This is a genomic window from Reyranella soli, from assembly GCF_007992495.1.
GTDB lineage: Bacteria > Pseudomonadota > Alphaproteobacteria > Reyranellales > Reyranellaceae > Reyranella > Reyranella soli.
In genome coordinates, this window is the sequence record NZ_BKAJ01000178.1 from 1 (window position 1) to 21625 (window position 21625).

Annotated in this window: 19 protein-coding genes; 8 read left to right on the forward strand and 11 right to left on the reverse strand. The window is 66.6% G+C overall.

Features of this window, described 5'->3' with window-relative positions; all coding sequences use genetic code 11:
- The first annotated feature begins 76 nt into the window (after positions 1-76).
- From RSO01_RS39280 to RSO01_RS50085, 5 genes are all read left to right on the forward strand, one after another.
- Positions 77-1432, forward strand: coding sequence for an MATE family efflux transporter (locus RSO01_RS39280; RefSeq protein ID WP_147156049.1), 1356 nt, complete (start codon positions 77-79; stop codon positions 1430-1432).
- Positions 1433-1546: 114 nt separating this feature from the next.
- Complete coding sequence (locus RSO01_RS39285; protein WP_147156050.1) at positions 1547-1942, forward strand: encapsulin-associated ferritin-like protein; 396 nt, start codon at positions 1547-1549, stop codon at positions 1940-1942.
- A complete protein-coding gene (locus RSO01_RS39290) occupies positions 1939-2760 on the forward strand; it encodes a family 1 encapsulin nanocompartment shell protein (RefSeq protein ID WP_147156051.1) in 822 nt (273 codons plus the stop codon). Before RSO01_RS39285 ends, RSO01_RS39290 begins: the two co-directional genes overlap by 4 nt.
- Positions 2761-2811: 51 nt before the next feature.
- A complete protein-coding gene (locus RSO01_RS39295) occupies positions 2812-3057 on the forward strand; it encodes a hypothetical protein (protein WP_147156052.1) in 246 nt (81 codons plus the stop codon).
- A 6-nt stretch (positions 3058-3063) separates the two neighbouring features.
- Positions 3064-3384, forward strand: coding sequence for a type II toxin-antitoxin system RelE/ParE family toxin (locus RSO01_RS50085; protein WP_373867985.1), 321 nt, complete (start codon positions 3064-3066; stop codon positions 3382-3384).
- Here RSO01_RS50085 and RSO01_RS39305 read toward each other — a convergent pair.
- From RSO01_RS39305 to RSO01_RS39325, 5 genes are all read right to left on the reverse strand, one after another.
- Positions 3371-4345, reverse strand: coding sequence for a dienelactone hydrolase family protein (locus RSO01_RS39305; protein ID WP_147156054.1), 975 nt, complete (start codon positions 4343-4345; stop codon positions 3371-3373). The genes RSO01_RS50085 and RSO01_RS39305 overlap by 14 nt on opposite strands.
- Before the next feature lie 13 nt (positions 4346-4358).
- The gene (holA, locus tag RSO01_RS39310) at positions 4359-5402 is read right to left on the reverse strand and encodes a DNA polymerase III subunit delta (protein WP_147156055.1); all 1044 of its coding nucleotides are present in this window, start codon (positions 5400-5402) and stop codon (positions 4359-4361) included.
- A complete protein-coding gene (locus RSO01_RS39315) occupies positions 5399-7117 on the reverse strand; it encodes an O-linked N-acetylglucosamine transferase, SPINDLY family protein (RefSeq protein WP_147156056.1) in 1719 nt (572 codons plus the stop codon). Before RSO01_RS39315 ends, holA begins: the two co-directional genes overlap by 4 nt.
- Positions 7118-7124: 7 nt before the next feature.
- Positions 7125-9749, reverse strand: coding sequence for a leucine--tRNA ligase (gene leuS / locus RSO01_RS39320; protein WP_147156057.1), 2625 nt, complete (start codon positions 9747-9749; stop codon positions 7125-7127).
- A gap of 95 nt (positions 9750-9844) precedes the next feature.
- A complete protein-coding gene (locus tag RSO01_RS39325; protein ID WP_147156058.1) occupies positions 9845-10417 on the reverse strand; it encodes a DUF3576 domain-containing protein in 573 nt (190 codons plus the stop codon).
- A gap of 392 nt (positions 10418-10809) precedes the next feature.
- Here RSO01_RS39325 and RSO01_RS39330 point away from each other — a divergent pair, with 392 nt between their 5' ends.
- Positions 10810-12183, forward strand: coding sequence for a porin (locus tag RSO01_RS39330; protein ID WP_170303707.1), 1374 nt, complete (start codon positions 10810-10812; stop codon positions 12181-12183).
- A gap of 75 nt (positions 12184-12258) precedes the next feature.
- On the opposite strand, the gene RSO01_RS39335 is transcribed toward RSO01_RS39330, so the two are convergent.
- The 6 genes from RSO01_RS39335 to RSO01_RS39360 form a co-directional block, all read right to left on the reverse strand.
- Entirely contained in the window at positions 12259-13020 is a 762-nt protein-coding gene (locus RSO01_RS39335) for a class I SAM-dependent methyltransferase (RefSeq protein WP_170303708.1), read from the reverse strand.
- A gap of 10 nt (positions 13021-13030) precedes the next feature.
- Positions 13031-13705, reverse strand: a complete 675-nt coding sequence (locus tag RSO01_RS39340) for a LutC/YkgG family protein (protein ID WP_147156061.1) — start codon at positions 13703-13705, stop codon at positions 13031-13033.
- Entirely contained in the window at positions 13702-15120 is a 1419-nt protein-coding gene (locus tag RSO01_RS39345; RefSeq protein ID WP_147156062.1) for a LutB/LldF family L-lactate oxidation iron-sulfur protein, read from the reverse strand. Before RSO01_RS39345 ends, RSO01_RS39340 begins: the two co-directional genes overlap by 4 nt.
- Positions 15120-15926, reverse strand: coding sequence for a (Fe-S)-binding protein (locus RSO01_RS39350; RefSeq protein WP_147156067.1), 807 nt, complete (start codon positions 15924-15926; stop codon positions 15120-15122). Before RSO01_RS39350 ends, RSO01_RS39345 begins: the two co-directional genes overlap by 1 nt.
- A 110-nt stretch (positions 15927-16036) precedes the next feature.
- On the reverse strand, positions 16037-18214 hold the full coding sequence (katG, locus tag RSO01_RS39355; protein ID WP_147156063.1) for a catalase/peroxidase HPI: 2178 nt from the start codon (positions 18212-18214) through the stop codon (positions 16037-16039).
- Between the two features lie 224 nt (positions 18215-18438).
- Positions 18439-19119, reverse strand: a complete 681-nt coding sequence (locus RSO01_RS39360; protein WP_147156064.1) for a response regulator — start codon at positions 19117-19119, stop codon at positions 18439-18441.
- 112 nt (positions 19120-19231) lie between these two features.
- On the opposite strand from RSO01_RS39360, the gene RSO01_RS39365 reads away from it, so the two are divergent.
- Positions 19232-20479, forward strand: coding sequence for an efflux RND transporter periplasmic adaptor subunit (locus RSO01_RS39365; RefSeq protein WP_147156065.1), 1248 nt, complete (start codon positions 19232-19234; stop codon positions 20477-20479).
- Between the two features lie 36 nt (positions 20480-20515).
- On the forward strand, positions 20516-21625 hold a 1110-nt coding region (locus RSO01_RS39370; RefSeq protein WP_147156066.1), incomplete at its 3' end, for an efflux RND transporter permease subunit.

Consider the following 21625-nt stretch of genomic DNA (forward strand, 5'->3'; position numbering starts at 1 on the left):
GCGCTCGGGGTGACAGCGGGTGGGAATTACCAGGCGGGTAATCGACCAGCCGACGCGCCATCCTCACCTTGGCGGCATGTCCGTCCTGTCCAGCCGTACCCAACGCATTCTCGAAGCACCGGTCCTGCCGCTGCTGCTGTCGCTTGCCGCGCCCAACATCGGCGAAGCCGCCGCCCGCATCACCTTTCTGACGGCCGACGCGATATTCGTGTCGTGGCTGGGTGGCGATGCGCTGGCGGGCGTCGCCGTCGTGTTCCCGCTGTTCCTGATCCTGCAGACGGCGACCGCATCGGGCGTCGGGTCGGGCGTGTCGTCGGCGATCGGTCGGGCCCTGGGTGCCGGCGATCATGGCCGCGCAGTCTCGCTCGCCGGCGTGGCGGTGTCGATCGCGCTGATCGGCGGCGCGCTCACCACCGCTTTGATGCTGCTTGCCGGTCCATCGCTCTATGCCGCCATGGGGCTCACCGGACGGCCGGTCGAGATGGCCGTGCTCTACGGCGCCGTGATGTTCGGCGGCTCGGTCCTGGTCTGGCTGATGAATCTCCTGGCCAACGTCTCGCGCGGCGCGGGCAACATGATGGTGCCGGCCTTCGCCATCGCCATCGGCGAGGCCTTCCATCTCGCCTTATCGCCGGCGCTGACCCTGGGCTGGGGTCCCTTTCCAGCGCTGGGCATCGTCGGTGCGGCGCTGGCTGCCGTGACGGCCTATGGCGTCGGCACGATCGTGCTGCTGGTCCATCTGCTGTCGCGCCAGGCCCTGGTCCGGCTGCGCCTCGACGCCATCCGCCTGCATCGCGACGAGGCCGCCGCCATTCTCGGCGTGGGCGTCGTGTCGGCCGCCGCCGCGACCCTGTTCCAGGTCTCGACCTTTTTCGTCGCCGGCATCGTCGCCTCGCTGGGCAGCTCCGCCGTTGCCGCCTACGGCGCGGCCAATCGCCTGGAGCTGCTGCAGTATCCCATCACCTTCGCTTTCGGCTCGGCCGTCATCACCATGGTGGCGACGGCGGCGGGGGCGCGCGACTTTGCGCGGGCCGAGCGCGCGGCCTGGACGGGCGCCGCGGTGGCAGCCGCCATCGGCCTCGTCTTCACCGTCGTCGCCCTGTTCGGCCGGCACTGGATGGGCCTGTTCACGTCCGATCCCGCGATCCGCGACATCGGCGCGCTCTATCTCCTGAGCCAGGCCGCGGTGTTCCCGCTGACCGGCGCCGGTCTTGCCTGCTACTTCGCCTGCCTCGGCATCGGTTTCGTCGGCAAGCCGTTTGCGTTGGCCGCGCTGCGTCTGGTGCTGATCGTCGGCGGTGCCTGGCTGGCCCTGGCGCTCACCGGCAGTGTCATGCTGGCCTTCGCCGCGGTTGCTGTCGGCATCGCCTCGTTCGCGTTGGGCCTGATCGCCGTCATGCGAACCAAATTCCGCCGCCTGAGAACACCGTAACAGCTCCGACATGTCGCCTGACGAACAGAGCGGTCAGGTCTGCAACCTGCGTACGGCAGGCGACGTTTACCGGTCCGGCCGGTCGCACTAGTGTGAACCTCGGAGGGTAAAGTCATGTCCAGTGAAGCGCTGCACGAAGACGCCGGCAAGCTTGGCCCCGAGGTCATCGACCAGCACCGCGCCATCGTCTCGCTGATGGAGGAGCTGGAGGCCGTCGACTGGTACAACCAGCGCGCCAAGGCCACCAGCAATGCCGAACTGCGCGCGATCCTCGAGCACAATCGCGACGAGGAGAAGGAGCACGCGGCCATGGCCCTGGAATGGCTGCGTCGCAACGACCCTACCCTTTCGCAGCATCTCAAGACCTTCCTGTTCACCGAGGGCCCGATCACTGGTATCGAGGCAACGATGGATGAGAAGGGCGCGGGCGACGTCGGCGGTGCCGCCGACACCGACGGCAGCCTGGGTATCGGCAGCCTGCGCAAGGCCAAGGGGGAGAACCGCAGATGAAGAACCATCTTTTTCGCGATCGCGCACCGATCACCGAGGCTGGTTGGGAAGAGATCGAGAAGGAAGCCAAGCGGACGTTGCGCGGCATGCTGGCCGCCCGGCGCGTCGTCGATTTCCGCGGGCCGCTGGGCTGGGACGATTCCGACGTCGAACTGGGCCGCGCCGATGCCATCTCCTCGCCGCCGAACGGGCCGGACGTGCAGGCGCGCCTGCGCCGCGTCCAGCCGCTGGTCGAGCTTCGCATCCCCTTCGAGGTGGCGCGCGCCGAGCTCGACGCCATCGATCGCGGCGCGCGCGATCCCGACCTCGATTCGGTGATCGCTGCCGCGCGCCAGATCGCCATCGCCGAGGACCGCGCGATCTTCCACGGCTATAAGGCCGCCCACATCACCGGCATCTGCGAGGCCGCGGCGTCCACGGCGGTGCCGCTCGGCACCAGCCACGCCGACTATCCCGGCGCAGTGTCTGCCGCCCTCACCAAGCTGCGCGATGACGGCATCGAAGGCCCCTTCGCCGTGGTGCTGAACGAGCAGCTCTACAAGGACCTCGCGGCACGGACCGACAGCGGCTATCCGATCCTGAGCCACGTCCAGCGCCTGGTCGACGGCGAGATCGTCTGGGCGGCCGGGCTCGACGGCGGCCTGGTACTGTCCAAGCGCGGCGGCGACCTCGAGCTCACGGTCGGCCAGGATTTCTCGATCGGCTATCTCGACCACGACCTGGAGCGCGTGCGGCTCTACATCGAGGAGAGCTTCACATTCCTGGTGCTGACCAACCAGGCCGCCATTCCGCTCACGACGGGCGGCAAGAAGGGTTAGTCACGAGGGGCAGCCTCGCGGCGAATACCAGGGGCATGCTAGACTGTCGCTGTGGCGATCCAGCTCTCTCCTGAGCAGCAGCGCTGGCTGGAAGCCCAGGTCGCCGCAGGCCATTTTGCGTCCTTGGAGCAAGCTGTCGCTGTTGCGGTTGCCGATCTGATGGCGATGGCGCCGGACGATCTCGACTGGGCAAAACCTCTTGTCGACGAGGCAGCCGCCGAGCTCGACAGGGGCGAAGGTTTGCCTCATGACGAGGCTATCGCCCGCATCCACACGGTTCTTGATCGTCAACGTTAGCTCGTGGTGCGTCTCGATTTCGCGCCTAAGGCGATTGCCGACACGCAGGAAATACTTTCGGCGCTCGTCGACAGGGCCGGGCGCCCTGTCGCGGTTGCCTATTTCGAACGGTTCCGTGCGACGTTCGATCGGATCGCAACCTTTCCTGATTCAGGTGCACCAAGGCCACGCCTTGGTAGTGGAGTTCGGCTTGCCGTCGTCCATCCGTACGCCGTGATCTATCGCCGGTCGCGCGACGGTGCGCAGGTCATGCGAGGCCTTCACGGTCGGCGAAATATCACGCGCCGGCTGCTCCTGCGTCGGTCGTCTCCACCTACTTCAGCTTGAACAGCGTGCGCACGAAGTCGCCGACCGCGGCCTGCGCTGCGGCGGTCGCGACGGCGTTGCGGCCGACATGCGGGTCGAGCTGCACGCAGGCGTCGGTGTAGGCGAACGGCGCGCCGGTTGCGGTGTTGACCAGCACGCCGGCCGGGCCTTCCTTGATGGTGCAGGCGCGCACCGTCTGCGAGCCCTTGGCGACCACGACCGGCGGGCCCAACGGCGTGTCGAAGCCGTGCTGGCCGTCGGCGTACTCGGTGAGCTCGATGTCGCGGCCGGCGCTCTTCAGGCGCGCCATGTAGGCCTTGCACGAGGCCACCGGATTGTAGTCGTCGGCGATGCCATGGAAGATCCGGATCGGCACTGGCGTTACGTCGGTGTCGTCGATGTAGCTCGTCGAGCAATCGGGATAGAACGGGATGTAGGCGGCGAAGGTCGCGCCCGACTTGTTCCACGTCTTGTGAAAGCGCGTCAGGCTCGCGAACAGGGCGGCCTGGCCGCCGCGCGAAAAGCCCATCAGCACGATGCGCTCGGGATCGACGCGCGGATGCTTCGCGAGGATGTCGAGCCCGCGATAGATATCGAGGATGAAGTTGAGCCGCCCCAGCTGGGCCTGGTTGCTCGAGGTCGAGACGAGGCCGCGGCCGGTGAAGCCGTCGATGGCGAAGGTCGACACGCCCATGGTGTTGAACAGTCGGCTCCAGGCGTCGATGTTCGGCCCGATACCGCCCGAGCCGTGCATCAGCATGACAACGGGCAGCTGCCCCGCTCCCTGGGCGACGCGGAGCTGGCCGCTCACATTCACTGCCTTGCCGTCCTTGCCGGCGAGGAAGTCGCCGTCGCTCAAGGTCATGCTCGGGATGGCGTGAAGCTCGGTGCGCTGGGCGATGTCGGCGGTGGGCGTCTCCGCGAAAGCGGTTGCCGGAACGAGTGCGGCCGCCAACAAGGCGGCGAGTGCAGATTTCTTCATGTTTCCTCCGGCGTCAGCGGCGCTGGCGGGCCGATTGTGCCGACCGCGCCAGCGCCAGGCACAGCCTGCGCGCTATCGCCTCGTCGGGATAGCCCGTCGATTTGCATTCTTGCTCGGCCTTCAGGATCACCTGCAGCGCCGAGCTGAGGCGGCCCAGAGGCCAGGCCCGTAAATGGCGTTCGAAACGCTGGCGCACCGGGCCGCCGCGCGGCAGGCCGCGCGCCTTGAACATCGCCCCTTCGAGATTGCCACCGTTGGCAGCGTGACCCGCCACGAGGTGGAGCTGGTCGGTGTGGCGCTGCAGGGCGCGCACGAGTTGCACGGGGTTGCCGCCCTCGGCGAACACGCGATCGAGCGCCCGGTCGAGGGCCACGAGCTGGCCGTCGAAGGTTGCGGCGACGACGTCGTCGATGCCGATGGCCGCGGTGTCGCCCAGCACGGCCAGCGCATCGTCGAGCGAGACCGCTTTGCTGCCGTCGCCTTCCTTGTAGAGCAGCAACTTGTCGATCTCGCTGCGGCTCTGGCCGCGATCGCCGCCCAGGCGCTCGACGATCCATTCCAGCGCGTCGGCATCGACGGAGAGGCCCTGGGCTCGCGCAGCACTCTCGACCAGCCCTTCGAGGGCCGCCTCGTTGTCCATGTAGCAGGGCAGCGCCGCCAGGCAGGCTTCGGTCTCAGCCAACGTGCGCAGGCCCGAGCGCGGCGTGAGGTTGCCGCCTTCGATCACGATCAGCGCGTCGCCGGCGGTCGCTTCGACCAGGTTCTCCAGCGCCGTCGTCGTCTCCTCGCCGGCCGGGCGCACGCGAATGACGCGCCGGCCGCCCATCAGCGACATCGCGCCGAACTCGTCGGCCAGCCGCGCCGGATCGTTCTTCAGGACATCGCCCGCGATGTCGACGACGCGGAACGGGTCCTTCAGGTCCTCGCACACGGTCTTGGCCAGCGTGAGCGCGCGCTCGGCTATGAGCCCGTCGTCATTGCCGTAGATGACCACGCCGCGAATCTTGGGATCCGGCTTCTTGAGAAAGGCTTCGACCTGGCGCGGCTCAATCTTCATCGGGCACACCACGTCCGCCACATCTGGCGATAGAGCTGCACCGTGTCGCGGGCGAATTGCCGGCAGTCGCAGATCGGCGAGCTTTCGGTCATCGCCCGCAAGGTGCCGTGCATCTCGTCGAGGGCCTTGCGGTCCGCGGCCAGCGTTTTGACGATCGACACATAGGCATCGGCGTCTGCCGCGACCAGGTCGGGTCTGCCGATGACCGTCAGGATCGCCTCCGACGCCCGCGCGACCGAGCGCCTGCCGCGCAACGCCACGACCGGCACGCCCATCCACAAGGCCTCGATGGTCGTGGTGCAGCCGTTGTAGGGAAACGGGTCGAGGCCGATGTCGACGCGGTTATACGCCGCCATCAGCTCCTCGCGCGTGGTGAACCCTTCGACCAGCAGCCGGCTTTCGCCGACGCCGTGCGCGGCGAGCTGGTCGATCGCCTCGCGACGCAGCGCCGGATCGTCGAACCGACCGGATTTCAGGAACAGGCGGCAGTCGGGAATTTCCGCCATCACCCGCGCCCACAAGGCGATCGTTTCGCCCGAAACCTTGTTCCAGTTGTTGAATGATCCCAGGGTCAACGGCTGCCCCGCCGGCCGTGCCGTCACCGGGATGTCGAGGCCGGTCGGCGCGAAGCAGAAATGGGCGTTGGGCAGGCGCAGGATCTTCTCGGTGAACGAGCCCTCGTCCTCCGGCGGAACGACCCAGCGGTCGGTCACGAGGTAGTCCATGGCCGTGAGGCCCGATGTGTCGAGATAGCCTTGCGTCAGCATCTGCACGGGCGCGGGCTTCCGCGCAAACAGCGACAGGCGATTGCCCGCGGTATGGCCGGCAAGGTCGACCAGGATGTCGATGCGGTCGCGCTGGATGATGGCGTCGGCCTCGGCGTCGGACAGGCCGGCGATCGTGCGGAACCCGCTGGCGGCAGTGCGAATGCGCGCCGTCATGTCGTCGTCGACCGTCGAGTTGCTGTAGCAGTAGGGCTCGACCTCAGCCGGATCGAGATTGGCGATCACGCCGTGGAAGAAGTAGGAAACGCCATGGTTGCGGAAGTCGGGCGAGACATAGCCGACGCGCAGCCGCCGCTCGGGATCGCGCACGTTGGCGAAGTCGGTGCGCGGCCTGGCGGGCTCGATGTAGCGGGCGAACAGCCGCGCCGCCTCGAGCGTGCTGTCGTTGCCGTAGCGATCGGCGAAATGCATGTCGAAGATGGCGTTGTCGAGGTTCGACAACGCCGCCCGGTAGTCCGGCCGTCGCTCCAGGGCCTGGCGGAAGCAGGCGATGGCTTCGGCGAACTCGCCCTGGTCCTTGAGCGCGTTGCCGAGATTGGACAGGAGCGTGGGATCGTTGGGCTTGACCGCGAGCGCGCGCCGGTAGGCCGTGGCGGCTTCCTTGCTGCGGCGCTTCTCCCGCAGGAGCATGCCGAGATTGAGCAGGATTTCCGGCGCATCCGGCTTCAGCTTGAGGGCTTGCTCGCATCGGGCGATCGCGTCGTCGGTCCGGCCCAGCGCCTTCAGCGCGAGCGCGAGATTGGAGAACGCCTCCGGGATGCCCGGATCGAGCGCCAGCGCCTGCTCATAGAACGTGACCGCCTGTTGCAGCCGGCCGGCCTGGTGAAGGCGGGCGGCCTGGCCGAGCGTCGCACGGACCTGGTCCGTCTTCGTCGACGAGGGCGCCTTGCCGGCGAGCGCGGCGCGTCTCTGTCGACGATTGCCCGGCATCCCCTGCCTACGCCACGACGTTGACGATCCGGTTCGGCACTACGATGACCCGCTTGGGCGTCTTGCCGTCCAGGCCGCGCGCCAGCTCGGGCAAGGCCAGAGCCGCCTTCTCCGCCTCTTCCTTGGGAGCGTCCTTGGCGAGCTGCAGCGTGCCGCGCAGCTTGCCGTTGAGCTGCACCGCCACGGTCACCGTGTCGTCGACCAGCAGCGCATCCTCGGCGAGCGGCCACGGCGAATCGGCCAGCAGCGACTTGTGGCCCAGCGCCTGCCACAGCTCCTCGGCCAAGTGCGGCGTCATCGGACCGGTGAGCCGCACGAAGATCTCCAGCGCCTCGCGCTTGGCCCACTTGTCGGCCGCGTCCTTGGACTTCAGCCCGTCGATGGTGCTGGCCAGCTCATAGAGCCGCGCCACCGCCTTGTTGAAGTGGAAGGCCTCGATGTCGGCCGACACGCCGGCGATGGTCTTGTGCGCCGCGCGGCGCAGCGCCGTCGCCGCGTCGGAGAAGGACGCGGGCTTGGGCGTGCCGGCGGCCGGCAGCTCGGCCACCGCCTCGCTGGCGATGCGGAACAGCCGCTGCTGGAAGCGCCAGGCGCCGGTGACGCCAGCCTCGGTCCATTCGAGGTCGCGTTCGGGCGGGCTGTCCGACAGCATGAACCAGCGCGCGGTGTCGGCGCCGTAGTCGTGGATGATCTGGTCCGGGTCGACGACGTTCTTCTTCGACTTGGACATCTTCTCCGAGCGGCCGACCTCGACCGGGCTCTTGTCGGAGGCGCGCACCACCTTGCCGCCATCCAGGCGCTCGACCTCCTCGGGCAACAGCCAGGAGCCATCGGCGGCGCGATAGGTCTCGTGGCAGACCATGCCCTGGGTGAACAGCCCGTCGAACGGCTCGTCGCGGCTGGTCATCTGGACATCGCGCATGGCGCGCGTCCAGAAGCGCGAATAGAGCAGGTGCAGGATCGCGTGCTCGACGCCGCCGATATACTGGTCGACCGGCATCCAGTAGTGGTTCTCCTCGCGATCGAACGGCGCCGTCGCGAACTTCGGCGAAGTGAACCGGTCGAAGTACCAGCTCGAATCGATGAAGGTGTCGAAGGTGTCGGTCTCGCGCCGGGCCGCGCCGCCGCAGGTCGGGCAGGCGACGTGCTTCCAGGTCGGATGGCGGTCGAGCGGATTGCCTGGCCGGTCGAAGGTGACGTCCTCCGGCAATTCGACCGGCAGGTCCTTCTCGGGCACCGGCACCACGCCGCACTTCTCGCAATGGATGGCCGGGATCGGGCAGCCCCAATAGCGCTGGCGCGACACCAGCCAGTCGCGCAGGCGGTACTGCGTCGTGCCCTTGCCGACGCCCATCTCCTCGAGTCGTTCGATGACCTTGATCTTGGCGTCCTCGACCGTGAGGCCGTCCAGGAAATCCGAGTTGATGATCACGCCGTCCTCGACGAACGGCTCGTTGGCGACGCTGAAGCTCTTGGCGTCGGCATCCTCGGGCATCACCACCGGGATGATCGGCAGGCCGTACTTGGTCGCGAACTCATGGTCACGCTCGTCATGGCCGGGGCAACCGAAGATTGCGCCGGTGCCGTACTCCATCAGCACGAAGTTGGCAGCATAGACCGGCATGGTCTTGCCCGGCATCAGCGGATGCTTGGCGAGCAGCGGCAGCTTGTAGCCGATCTTTTCGGCGGTCTCGACCTCGGCCGCCGCCGTGCCGGTCTTGCGGCATTCGGCAACGAAGTGCTGCAGGCCGGGATCCGTCTCCGCCAGCTCGGCGACGATCGGATGCTCGGGCGACAACGCCGCAAACGAGGCGCCGTACAGCGTGTCGGGCCGCGTCGTGAAGATCTCCAGCTTGCCCCAATCCTTACCAGATGGGGCGGCGCCCGAGGCGTCGGTCAGCTGCCAGAAGACGCGGGCGCCGCGGCTCTTGCCGATCCAGTTGGCCTGCATCAGGCGCACCTTCTCCGGCCAGCGGTCGAGCGTGTCGAGACGCTCCAGCAGCTCGTCGGCGAAGTGGGTGATCTTGAGGTTCCACTGCGTCAGCTTGCGGCGCTCGACCGGCGCGCCGGTGCGCCAGCCCTTGCCCTCGATCACCTGCTCGTTGGCCAGCACGGTGTTGTCGACGGGATCCCAGTTGACCCACGCCTCCTTGCGGTAGGCCAGCCCCGCCTTCCAGAAGTCGAGGAACATCTTCTGCTGGTGGCGGTAGTAGGTGGGATCGCAGGTCGCGATCTCGCGGCTCCAGTCGAGGGAGAGGCCCATCGACTTCAGCTGCTTCTTCATCGCGGCGATGTTCTCGTAGGTCCACTTCTTGGGATGGACCTTCTTCTCCATCGCGGCGTTCTCGGCCGGTAGGCCGAAGGCGTCCCAGCCCATCGGATGCAGCACGTTGAAGCCGCGGGCGCGCTTGTAGCGGGCGATCACGTCGCCCTGCGTGTAGTTGCGCACGTGGCCCATGTGGATGCGCCCCGACGGATAGGGGAACATCTCGAGCACGTAGTACTTGGGCCGCGCCTTATCCATGCGGGCGTGGAAGGTCTGGCGCTCTTCCCAGGCCTTCTGCCACTTGGCCTCGGTTTCGCGGAAGTTGTAGCGCGCTGGCGCGACGGGTGTGGAGGGCGTCGAAGACACGATCTGATCCCAAAAAAGCGAGTCTAGCCTAGAAAAGACTGGGGCCGCAGCGGATGCCCGCTGCGGCCCCGATCGTCAAGCGTTGCGACGTGACGTCAGGAACCGCCAGCGATGCGAAGCTGGCGCGCCCGCGTAAGGATGGCGTTCTCGATGTCGATGTTGGTGCGCGGATCGACCTGGGCATCGACCCAGTTGCCGCCCTTGGCCGAGGTCTGCTGCTTGAACACCGAGACCCGCACGCCGTCGGCCCGCAATTCGCGGTCGAGGATGGTGACCTGGACCTTCATGCGCTCGTTGGGCGTCTCCGCCGGGGTGTACCAGTCGGTGATGATGACCCCGCCGAACGGATCGGCCGAGACCAGCGGGATGAAGTTGATGGTGTCGAGCGAGGCGCGCCACAGGTAGGCGTTCACCGCCACGCCGGTGCCGGAGTCGGCCTGCTCCTTGGGCTTGGAGCCGAACAGGCCGCCCGGGCCGAACAGGCTTCCGTCCTCACGGCTCCGGCCGCCCAGGCCCTGGTTGATCGAACGCTTGGCGTCACCCGTCGTCCCGTGCCGGCGCTCGTCCTCCTTCGAAAATTCACCGGTGCCGCCGCAGGCCGACAAGCCGATGGCAAGCAGTCCGACGTAAAATACAGTTAATAGGGTGGAATTAGGCGAACCCGGCATCGAGGCCTTCCCAGTTCTTTTGATGAAGATACCATAGCGCTGGGGCGCACCTAAAGCGCGACCGCGGCGTAAATACAAGGGGCGGTATGGCACAGTACAAATAGTCCTTTGTCTATACTAACCGGAATATGTAAGTCTCTTATTAGAACTTATAAGCCCATCTCAGGCTCTATCCTGTGCCGCAGAAGGCCTGCGGAAACGATCGAATAGTGGCCCAAAATGTGACAAGAACGCCACACGTGCGCGGAGAATCGTGCGCTGGCGCGTCCATTTCTTGACCCTCGTTTGGCGCGAGTGTTCTATTGGCTTGGCCGTATTGGCGGGTCGTGTTCCGCCGGTCGGACAGGCCTTTTGGTACGCACCAGTCTCTGATCAATGAGAGAGGGAGAATGATGAAAAAGCTTCTACTCGGCACGACCGCCTTGGTCGCCGGCGGAGTGATGGCCGCCCCGGCCATGGCTGCCGATCCGATCAAGATGGGCATTGGAGGTTACTACACCTTCTATGCTCTGGCCGGTAATATCGACTCGACTTACGCCTTCAACGGATCCTTTACGAACTACAAGGGTCTGACGATCATGCAGGAAGGCGAAATCCACTTCATCGGCCAGACCAAGCTGGACAACGGCACGTCGGTCGGTCTGACGGTCGAGTTGGAAGGCTGGAACCCGAACGCCTCCGTCAACGGCACGAGCGTGGCCAACGCCCAGATCGACGAAGCCTTCATGTTCGCCTTCGGCGATTGGGGCCGCGTTGAGGTGGGTTCGCGCGACGCTGCCACGTACCGTATGTACTACGGCACGCCGTCTGCGCTGATCGGCTGGGGCGCCATCCAGCACAACCACAACTGGGTGAACCAGAGCGTCTCGTCCTTCAACAAGGGCTATGCCCGTACGATGGCGACCACGATCACCCCGACGTGGCAGGACGTGAACCGCATCAACTACTTCACGCCTCGCTTCCAGGGCCTGCAGATCGGTGTCGGCTACGCTCCCAAGCTGAACGCTGCGGCGGCTGGTGGTAACGCGGCAACTGGTGCGCCGAACGTCGCCGGCCTCTGCGGCTACAACAACGCCACCAACATGCAGAACTGCCCGACGTCAGACTACGCCTGGCAGGATCTGTTCGACGTTGGCGCCAACTACCTGAACAAGTTCGGTGACTTCACCGTCGCTCTGTACGGTGCGTTCGCCTACGCTTCGTTCGTCCCGGGCTACATGCCGCTGGCCGGCCCGGCCAACATGGCGACCGGTGCCAACCTCACGGCTTGGAAGCAGTGGGTGGTCGGTGCTCAGTTCGGCTACGCCGGCTTCACCATCGGTGGCGCCGTCGGCTACGACAACAACGGCCTCGGTGCGAACTACTTCACCGGCGTCGACAACGACACCCGCTTCTACACCGCTGGTATCATGTACGAGACCGGCCCGTGGCAGATGTCGTTCATGTGGGCCGGCTTCTACAACACCAATGGTAACGGCTCGACGAACATCTCGTCGATCGCGCCGGGCACCAACATCATGACGACCACGACGTCGACCTGCGGCGGCGTTCCGGGCGTCAACAGCACCTGCTTCAACGGCAACCCGGCGACGGCGCTGGCGTTCGGTACCGAGACCATCAACAAGTGGGAAATCGGTGCCAACTACGCGCTCGGACCGGGCGTGAAGCTGACCGGTGGTGCGATGCTCTACACGGCGGGTGGCCCAACCAACGCCGTCAGCGGCAACAGCTGGGCGTTCCTGCTCGGTATGGACCTGCGCTTCTAGTCGCAAGCCGACAAAGCCAAACGGGAAGAGTGGGCGAAAGCCCGCTCTTTCTGTTTGTGCTTCAGGCCAATCCGCTCAGATGAGGCGACCAACGATGTTGACGAACAGGGTCGGCATGTAGGTGCGCGACACCGGCAGGCGCTCGGTGGCCTGGCGGGCCAGCACGGCGCGATTGTCCTCGTGATCCAGCACGAGCTGGAACAGGCCCTGCTCGACCGCGCCGGACCGTGGATCGAGCTCGGGCTTGCCGTCGCGCACGACGCGGTAGGCCACGTCCAGGCCGACATCGCCGCCGCTGTAGAACGCCGCCACGATCTCCAACCGCCCGAACAGCCGCATCAGGCCGCGCACCGAGAAGCGCCACAGATCGTCCGGCGTGGCATGGAAGGCCTGCGACCAGGCCGCCGAGACGAAGACATGCCCAGCCGGCTTCAGCAGCCCCTCGATGTTGCGCGCCGCCCGCCAGGGGTCGCGCGTATGCTCCAGCACATGGCAGCAAAGAACGAGGTCGAAGGCCTCCTCGCCGAGGGCGGCCTTGAGGCTGCTCGCGGATCCGCAGATGTCGAGCACCTGGTCGACATTGGTGCCTTCCTCGAGATCCATGCCGATGAAGCGGCCTTTGCCGGCGAATCGCTTGCCGACCAGGCTCCGCCAATTGCGAACGTTGCGATCCGAAACCAACGTTCGCGAACCCACCTGGAGCACACGCGGCGCGCGCCGGCCGAGCGATGCCGACACGCGGTCGAGCAGAGCCTCGGTCTCGTGCGTGACTGTCGTGCCGACGATGCGCAGTTCCGCCTTGCTGTCAGAAGGGGAAGCGTCGCCAGCCCCGCTCATCCGAACAGCCTCATTCCCGCACCACCACGATATGCATGCGCCGCGGCCCATGGGCGCCGAGCTCAATGGTCTGCTCGATATCGCCGGTGCGCGACGGGCCGGTGATGGTGTTGACGGTGCGCGGCATGTGGTTCTTGCCGTAGCGTGCCCGGAGCCGCCCCCACACATCCTCATAGCCGCCGACGATGTCGCCTTCGCGCAGCACGACGATATGCGTGTCCGGCAGGAGATTGAGCGTCACCGGATGGTCGGGCCCCGATGCCGTCACCAGCGTGCCGGTCTCCGCGATGCCGGCGAACGCCCCGGTGATCGAGACATGGTCACTGCCCTCGCCGCGGCCGCGGCGCAGCGACAGCATCTTCTGGCTGGCCCAGTCGTAACCGTCGAGCGCCGACCCCGGCGCCATCGCCGCCTCGGCCGGCAGGTTGTTGCGCGCCAGGTAGGTCGCGACCTCAGCTGCCACGTCGGCCGCCGCCACGCGCGCCACCGTGGCATTGTTGGCTTCGGCCCATTGGCAGAACAGCGCCACCTTGTCGGGCTGCGGAAGGTCGGCGCGCGCCACTGCGGGGCCGCGTGGCGGGTCGGCCAGCCGGACTTCGACGGCCTGGCGCTGGGCGCCGCTGAGCTCGCCGCGATGGAGCGAGCGGCGGATGCCGTTCAGGATTGTAGAGCGGGCGTCGCTCATGGCCTCTTCCGCTTCCACTGAGCATGGAACGTGCCGCCCGGCGGCGGCGCTGGGAAGTCGCGAAAGCGCGTCCAGCCGCTGGCCAGGGGCAGGGCGGCGTAGCGGCCGTCGGCTCTTCCGAACAGGGCAAGCACGCGGTTGGCCAGCCCCGTCAGGCTCTTGTAGAGCCGCGGACGGCGGGCAAGGAAGCTCCACAGCGCCAGGCCCTGGCGCACCGCCCTGGGCGTTAGATGGCGCTCGAACTCGCGCTCGCGCCAGTGTCGCATCAGCTTGGGCAGGGGAATGCGCACCGGGCAGACGCTCTCGCAGCGGCCGCAGAAGGTCGAGGCGTTGGGCAGGTTGGACGCTTCCTCGACGCCCAGCAGCTGCGGCGTCAGCACCGCGCCGATCGGGCCGGGATAGACCCAGCCATAGGCATGGCCGCCGATGGCGCCATAGACCGGGCAATGGTTCATGCAGGCGCCGCAGCGGATGCAGCGCAGCATGTCCTGCATCTCGGTACCCAGCACCGAGGACCGGCCGTTGTCGAGGATGACGACGTGATAGTGCTCCGGCCCGTCGAGGTCGCCCGGCCGCTTCGGGCCGGTATTGAGGGTCGTATAGGCCGACGATTCCTGGCCGGTTGCCGAGCGCGCCAGGACACGCAGCAGGACGGCCGCATCCTCGAGCGTCGGGATCACCTTCTCGATGCTGGCCAGCACGATGTGCATCTTGGGCAAGGTGTTCGACAGATCGGCATTGCCCTCGTTGGTCACCAGCATCGACGAGCCGGTCTCGGCCACCAGGAAGTTGGCGCCGGTCAGGCCGACATCGGCGTCGAGGAACTTCTGGCGCAGCACGTAGCGCGCCTCGGCGACAAGATCGTTGCGCTCGGTCAGGCGCTTGGTGAAGCCGAGCTTGCCGTGGGCCTCGAGGAAGGTGTCCGCGACCTGGTCCTTGGTGAGATGGACGGCGGGCGCGATGATGTGGCTCGGCGGCTCGTGGCGCAGCTGGATGATGTACTCGCCAAGATCGGTTTCGATCGGCGCGATGCCCAGCTCCTCCAGATGGTCGTTGAGGCCGATCTCCTCGGAGACCATCGACTTCGACTTGGCGACGGTCCGGGCGTTCATGCTGCGGCAGAGGTCGGTGATGATCTGCCGCGCATCGGCCGCCGTCGGCGCCCAGTGGACGTGGCCGCCGAGGGCCGTGACCTTGCGTTCGAACTCCTCGAGATAGAAGTCGAGGTTGGCCAGCGTGTGGTTCTTGATGTCGCGCGCGCGATCGCGCAACACCTCGAATTCCGGCAGCCGTTCGGCCGCCTGCCGGCGGCGCTCGGAGAAGCCGACCTTCAGCTTGGCAAGCGAATCCTGCAGGTTGGGATCGACCAGTGCCGCATGGGCATTTTCCTTGAAGTCGTGGGCGGTCGACTGCATCAGCGCGTCCCCGAATCAAGCGTAGAGGGTTCGCCAATGGCCGCGACATCGCCCATGTCGGCCAGCACCTCGGCGACATGGCGTACCTTCACCGTGCTGCCTTCGCGCTGCAGCTTGCCCGCCATGTTCATCAGGCAGCCGAGATCGCCTGCCAGCAACGTGCCCGCGCCGACGCTGGTGATGTCGGCCGATTTCTCGCCGACCATGGCATTGGAGATCTCGGGATATTTCACGCAGAACGTGCCGCCGAAGCCGCAGCAGACCTCGGGCGATTTCATCTCGCTGAGGCGCAGCCCCGTCACCGATCCCAGCAGCCGGCGCGGCTGCTCCTTGACGCCGAGCTCGCGCAGGCCCGAGCAGGAATCGTGATAGGTGACGACGCCGTCGTAACGCGCGGTGACCTTGGTGACGCCCAGCACGTCGACCAGGAACGCCATCAGCTCGTAGCTGCGGCCGGCGAGGTTCTCGGCCCGCGCTTTCATGGCCGGATCGTCGTCGAACAGCCCCGGATAGTGATGGCTCAGCATGCCGCCGCAGGAGCCCGAAGGGGCGACCACGGCGTCGTAGCCTTCGAAGGCCTCGATCACCTGGGCCGCGATCGCCCGGGTGGTGGCGCGGTCGCCGGAATTGTACGCAGGCTGGCCGCAACAAACCTGCAGCGGTGGCACCTCGACGGTGCAGCCGGCGTCCTCCAGGAGCTTCACGGCGGCGAAGCCGACCGACGGCCGGAACAGGTCAACCAGGCAGGTGACGAAGAGCGCTACTCGGCGCGGCTTTGGCGATGTTTTGTTGGGCAATGCTGACACGGCGGCCACATTGGCAGCCGCAAAAATGCCGTGCAACGGGCCCTTTTCATAAAATCACATCCATCTTGGGGCGGCCATTTGGCCGCCCCTTGAAGGATCGTCGTGCCGGATCAGGCCCGGTCGAAGCGGTCGAGGTTCATCACCTTGACCCATGCCGCCGCGAAGTCAGTCACGAACTTCTGCTTCGCATCGGCGCTGGCATAGACTTCCGCCAGGGCGCGCAGCTGCGAGTGTGAGCCGAAGATCAGGTCGGCACGGGTGCCCGTCCACCTGACCTCGCCGGTCTTGCGGTCGCGTCCCTCGAACACGCCGTCGCTATTCGCCGCCGGCTGCCACTCGGTGGCCATGTCGAGCAGGTTGACGAAGAAGTCGTTCGTCAGCGTGCCTGGTTGCCTGGTGAAGACGCCGTGCTTGGACCCGCCGGCATTGGCGCCCAGGACCCGCAGGCCGCCGACAAGGACGGTCATCTCGGGCGCCGTCAGCGTCAGCAGCTGAGCGCGATCCACCAGCTGTTCCTCGGCCGACAGGCGCGCCGGCTTGCCGCGCAGATAGTTGCGGAAGCCGTCGGCCACGGGCTCGAGCGGAGCGAAGGAGTGGACGTCGGTCTGCTCCTGCGATGCGTCCATGCGGCCGGGCATGAAGGGCACCTTCACGTCCTGCCCGGCATCCTTGGCCGCCTTCTCGATGGCCGCGCCGCCGCCGAGCACGATCACGTCGGCGAGCGAGACCTTCTTGCCGCCGGACAGCGAGGCGTTGAACTCCTTCTGGATCGCCTCGAGTTTCTGCAGCACCTTCGCGAGCTGGGCCGGCTGGTTGACGTCCCAGTCCTTCTGCGGCGCGAGCCGGACGCGTGCGCCGTTGGCGCCGCCCCGTTTGTCGGAGCCGCGGAAGGTCGACGCCGATGCCCACGCCGCCGAGACCAGCTCGGAGACGCTGAGCCCGGAGCCGAGGATCTTCGCCTTCAGGTTGGCCACGTCCTGCTCGACGACCAGGGGATGGTCGACCGCCGGGATCGGGTCCTGCCAGATCAGGTGCTCCTTGGGCACGAGCGGACCCAGGTAGCGGGCGAGCGGTCCCATGTCGCGGTGGGTCAGCTTGAACCAGGCGCGGGCGAAGGCGTCCGCGAACTCAGCCGGGTTCTTGTGGAAGCGCCGCGAGATCTTCTCGTACGCCGGATCGAAGCGCAGCGAGAGGTCGGTCGTGAGCATGGAGGGCCCATGCTTCTTCGATGGGTCGGCGGCATCCGGGAACGTGCCGGCGCCGGCGTCGCCCTTTGCCTTCCATTGATGCGCGCCGGCCGGACTCTTGGTCAGCTCCCACTCGTAGCCGAACAGATTGTCGAAGAAGTTGTTGCTCCACTTGGTCGGTGTGGTGGTCCAGGTGACTTCCAGGCCGCTGCCGATCTGGTCGCCGCCCTTGCCCGAGCGGAAGCTGCTCTTCCAGCCGAGACCCTGCTGCTCGATGGGCGCAGCCTCGGGCTCGGGACCGACCAGGGCCGCATCGCCGGCGCCGTGGGTCTTGCCGAAGGTGTGGCCGCCGGCGATCAGCGCGACGGTCTCCTCGTCGTCCATCGCCATGCGCGCGAACGTCTCGCGGATGTCGCGCGCCGCCGCGATGGGATCCGGCTTGCCGTTGGGGCCTTCCGGATTGACGTAGATCAGGCCCATCTGCACGGCGCCCAGCGGGTTCTGAAGATCGCGGTCGCCGCTGTAGCGCTCATCGGCCAGCCACTTGCCTTCCGGACCCCAATAGATGTCCTCCTCGGGCTCCCAGGTGTCGACGCGGCCACCGGCGAAGCCGAACGTCTTGAAGCCCATGGACTCCAGCGCAACGTTGCCCGTGAGGATGAGGAGGTCGGCCCACGAGATCTTGCGGCCGTATTTCTGCTTGATCGGCCAGAGCAGCCGGCGCGCCTTGTCGAGATTGACGTTGTCGGGCCAGCTGTTGAGCGGCGCAAAGCGCTGCTGGCCGCCGCCGGCGCCGCCGCGGCCGTCGGCGATGCGATACGTCCCGGCGCTGTGCCAGGCCATGCGGATGAAGAACGGCCCGTAGTGGCCGAAGTCGGCCGGCCACCAATCCTGCGACTGCGTCATCAGGGCGTGCAGATCCTTGATCACGGCGTTGAGATCGAGGCTCTTGAATTCCTTGGCGTAGTCGAAGGCCGTGCCCATCGGATTGGACAGGGCGGAATGCTGGTGAAGAACCTGGAGGTCGAGCTGGTTCGGCCACCATTCACGATTCGTTGGGGATCGCCTGCCGCCCGAGAAAGGGCATTTGCTTTCAGTCATCGATGTCTCCGCTGATAGTCCGTCTTCTTGATATAGTTTAGAATGATTCTAATCAAGAGGGCGAGCGTTATTTGATCACCCTAGCGGCCCCGGGCTGGGCGGACAGTGTCCGAAGGCATGCATTGACAGCAGGGACTTCATCTCTTTCGGACCGCGCGCTTCCAGCGCGCTCATGAGCGCGCCGTCCGGAAGAAGAAGACTCTGATTGGCCGTGCGGCTGCTTCTCAGCCGGCCTTGGCCTCGGCCAGCATGTAGCCTACGCCGCGCACCGTATGGACCTGCACCGTGGCGCCGCTGTCGGCCAGCATGCGGCGCAAGCGATGGATGTAGACCTCGACGGCGTTCGACCCGACCTCGTCGGTCAGGCCGAAGAGGTGATCCTCGAACAGCCGCTTGGGTGCGACGTTGCCGCAACGCCTGAGCAGGATCTCCAGCACCGCCGTCTCGCGGCTGGAGAACGGCCGCACAGTGCCGTCGACGGTCACCTGCCGGCCCTCGGTGTCGAGCGCCACATTGCCTAGGGTCAGGCACTGGCCGAGCAGATTGTCCGAGCGCCTCAGCAACGCGCGGAGGCGGGCCACCAGCTCCTCCATGGCGAACGGCTTGACCAGGTAATCATCCGCACCTGCCCGCAGTCCGGTGACGCGGTCGCTGACGCCGTCGCGCGCCGTGAGGACCAGAACGGGCGTCGAATCGCCGCGTCCGCGCACCGTGCGCAGCCACGACAGGCCGTCCTCGTCCGGCAACCCGAGGTCGAGCACGACGGCGGCATAGCGGATCGCTGCAAGGGCATGGTCGGCGTCGGCGGCATTCCCTACCGAATCGGCGTTGAATCCGCTGCGTTCGAGCCCTTTGACGATCAGTGAAACGAGGTCGTCGTTGTCCTCGACGAGAAGGATGCGCATTTGTGAGCCTTCCGCCATGTCAGAGCGATGTAACGCATCTTAGCGTGTTGGCACAGGTCCAGAGGCCCGGGCGTCAGGCTTCCGTAATCTGAACTCCCTAAGTTCCGAGCCAATGAGCACGCCAACCAAAACTTCTCTGACCAAGCGCCTGCCGCGCCATCGCCTGTGGTTTGCCGGCGTAGGCGTGGTGGGTATCGCCATGGTCGCCGGTTGGATGATGCTGAACACCAACCCTGGCAATGCCCTGATGCGGCCGGCGGCCCAAGTCGAAACCGACGGCGCCTTCCGGCCCAGCGAATCGCAGTGGGCGGCCTTCCAGTTCGCCAAGGTCGAGCCGATTGCCTTCCGCGAGGAGCGCGCGACCGACGGCCGGATCGCCATCAACGAGGATACGACCACGCCGGTGTTCTCGCCCTATTCCGGCCGCGTCAGCCGACTGATCGCCAAGCCCGGCGAGTATGTCGAGCGCGGCGCGCCGCTGTTCGCCATCGAGGCGAGCGAGTTCGTCCAGGGGCACAACGATCTGATCACCGCGGTGGCCGGCGTCGAGAAGGCGAAGTCCCGGCTGGCGCTCGCGCAGATGGCCGAGAAGCGCCAGCGCGACCTGCAGGCGATCCGCGGCGGCGCCCTCAAGGATCTCGAGCAGGCGCAGTCGGACCTGGTGCAGGCGCAGGGCGATCTGCGCACCGCCGAGATCACGCTGGCGGCGGTGCGCAACCGCCTGCGCATCCTCGGCCGCAGCGACGAGGATATCGCCGATCTCGAGAAGCGCGATCGCGTCGGTGCCGAGACCATCGTGACGGCGCCGATCTCCGGCACCGTCATCCAGCGCAAGGTCGGCCTGGGCCAGTACATCAACGCCGGCGCCAACGACCCGGTCTTCACGATCGGCGACCTGTCGACCGTGTGGCTGGTTGCCAATGTCCGCGAGTCCGACGCCCCCAAGATGAAGGTTGGCGCGCCGGTCCGTGTCACCGTGCTCGCTTTCCCGGGCCAGGTGTTCAACGCCAAGCTCGACTACGTGGCGCCCGCCCTGGATCCCAACACGCGCCGCCTGCCTGTGCGCGCCGCGGTCAAGAACACCAATCTCGAGCTCAAGCCCGAGATGTTCGCCTCCTTCCGCATCGTCTCGGGCGAGGACCGCTCGATGCCGGCGGTGCCGGTCGATTCGATCGTTTATGAGGGTGCCAATGCCCGCGTCTGGGTGGCGCGGCCCGACAGCAAGACCGTGGTGTCGCGTCCCGTCGTGGTCGGCGACACGAGCAACGGGCTGGTCGAGGTCAAGAAGGGACTCAATGTCGGCGAGACCGTAGTGACCAGCGGCACGCTGTTCATCGATCGCGCCGCCCGTCGCGACTGACCGCGGCTCGCACGCCAACCTCAAGGCCGTCGTCCCATGCAGGCCGTCATCGCCAACGCCCTCAGGCAACGCGTCCTGGTGATCATTCTCGGTGCGGTGCTGATGGTCGGCGGCCTGTTCGCCTATCGCACCCTCAACATCGAGGCCTATCCCGACCCGGTGCCGCCGCTGGTCGACATCATCACCCAGAATCCCGGCCAGTCGTCGGAGGAGATCGAGCGCTACATCACCGTGCCGATCGAGATCCAGATGGCGGGCCTGCCCTACGTCCAGGCGATCCGCACCATCTCGCTGTTCGGCCTCAGCGACGTGAAGGTGCAGTTCACCTATGACGTGAGCTACCAGCAGGCCTCGCAGATGGTGATCAACCGTCTGTCGCAGCTTCCGCCGCTGCCCAACGGCGTGCAGCCGTCGCTGTCGCCGACCAGCCCGATCGGCGAGATCTTCCGCTATCGCGTCGTTGGCCCGCCCGGCTATTCGGTCGCCGACCTGAAAACCATCCAGGACTGGATCCTGCAGCGCCGCTTCAAGGCGGTCCCCGGCGTGATCGACGTCACCGGCTGGGGCGGCAAGACCAAGACCTACGACATCACCATCGATCTCGACCGCCTGCTGGCCTATGGCCTGACGCTGAAGCAGGTGCTGGACGGGCTCAACAACGCCAACATCAATGTCGGCGCCAACACGGTGAATATCGGTACGCAGTCGGCGATCGTCCGCAGCGTTGGCCAGATCCGCACCATGGACGACATCCGCAACACCATGCTGACGGTGCGCGACGGCTCGCCGGTGTTGGTGTCCGACGTCGCCACCGTGACTGTCGGCAACCAGCCGAGGCTCGGCATCGCTGGCCAAAGCAACGACGACGACGTTGTGCAGGGCATCGTCCTGATGCGGCGTGGGGCGGAAACCATGCCGACGCTGACTGGCGTCCTGGCAGAGGTCGACAAGATCAACAAGTCAGGCGTGCTGCCGGCCGGCGTGCGCATCGAGCGCATCTACGACCGCAGCGCCCTGGTCGACATCACCACCCACACCGTGCTGCACAACATGGTGATGGGCGTGACCCTGATCTTCCTGATCCAGTGGCTGTTCCTGGGCGATCTGCGCAGCGCGCTGATCGTGTCGGCCACCATTCCCTTCGCG

What these genes read in the sequence shown, in the direction of transcription:
- RSO01_RS39315 (WP_147156056.1), bottom strand. Translation starts at nt 7,117, where the DNA reads ATGCCGGGCAATCGTCGACAGAGACGCGCCGCGCTCGCCGGCAAGGCG.
- RSO01_RS39365 (WP_147156065.1), top strand. Translation starts at nt 19,232, where the DNA reads ATGAGCACGCCAACCAAAACTTCTCTGACCAAGCGCCTGCCGCGCCAT.
- RSO01_RS39330 (WP_170303707.1), top strand. Translation starts at nt 10,810, where the DNA reads ATGAAAAAGCTTCTACTCGGCACGACCGCCTTGGTCGCCGGCGGAGTG.
- RSO01_RS39280 (WP_147156049.1), top strand. Translation starts at nt 77, where the DNA reads ATGTCCGTCCTGTCCAGCCGTACCCAACGCATTCTCGAAGCACCGGTC.
- RSO01_RS39305 (WP_147156054.1), bottom strand. Translation starts at nt 4,345, where the DNA reads ATGAAGAAATCTGCACTCGCCGCCTTGTTGGCGGCCGCACTCGTTCCG.
- RSO01_RS39325 (WP_147156058.1), bottom strand. Translation starts at nt 10,417, where the DNA reads ATGCCGGGTTCGCCTAATTCCACCCTATTAACTGTATTTTACGTCGGA.
- RSO01_RS39335 (WP_170303708.1), bottom strand. Translation starts at nt 13,020, where the DNA reads ATGAGCGGGGCTGGCGACGCTTCCCCTTCTGACAGCAAGGCGGAACTG.
- RSO01_RS39360 (WP_147156064.1), bottom strand. Translation starts at nt 19,119, where the DNA reads ATGCGCATCCTTCTCGTCGAGGACAACGACGACCTCGTTTCACTGATC.
- RSO01_RS39340 (WP_147156061.1), bottom strand. Translation starts at nt 13,705, where the DNA reads ATGAGCGACGCCCGCTCTACAATCCTGAACGGCATCCGCCGCTCGCTC.
- holA (WP_147156055.1), bottom strand. Translation starts at nt 5,402, where the DNA reads ATGAAGATTGAGCCGCGCCAGGTCGAAGCCTTTCTCAAGAAGCCGGAT.
- RSO01_RS39290 (WP_147156051.1), top strand. Translation starts at nt 1,939, where the DNA reads ATGAAGAACCATCTTTTTCGCGATCGCGCACCGATCACCGAGGCTGGT.
- RSO01_RS39285 (WP_147156050.1), top strand. Translation starts at nt 1,547, where the DNA reads ATGTCCAGTGAAGCGCTGCACGAAGACGCCGGCAAGCTTGGCCCCGAG.
- katG (WP_147156063.1), bottom strand. Translation starts at nt 18,214, where the DNA reads ATGACTGAAAGCAAATGCCCTTTCTCGGGCGGCAGGCGATCCCCAACG.
- RSO01_RS39345 (WP_147156062.1), bottom strand. Translation starts at nt 15,120, where the DNA reads ATGCAGTCGACCGCCCACGACTTCAAGGAAAATGCCCATGCGGCACTG.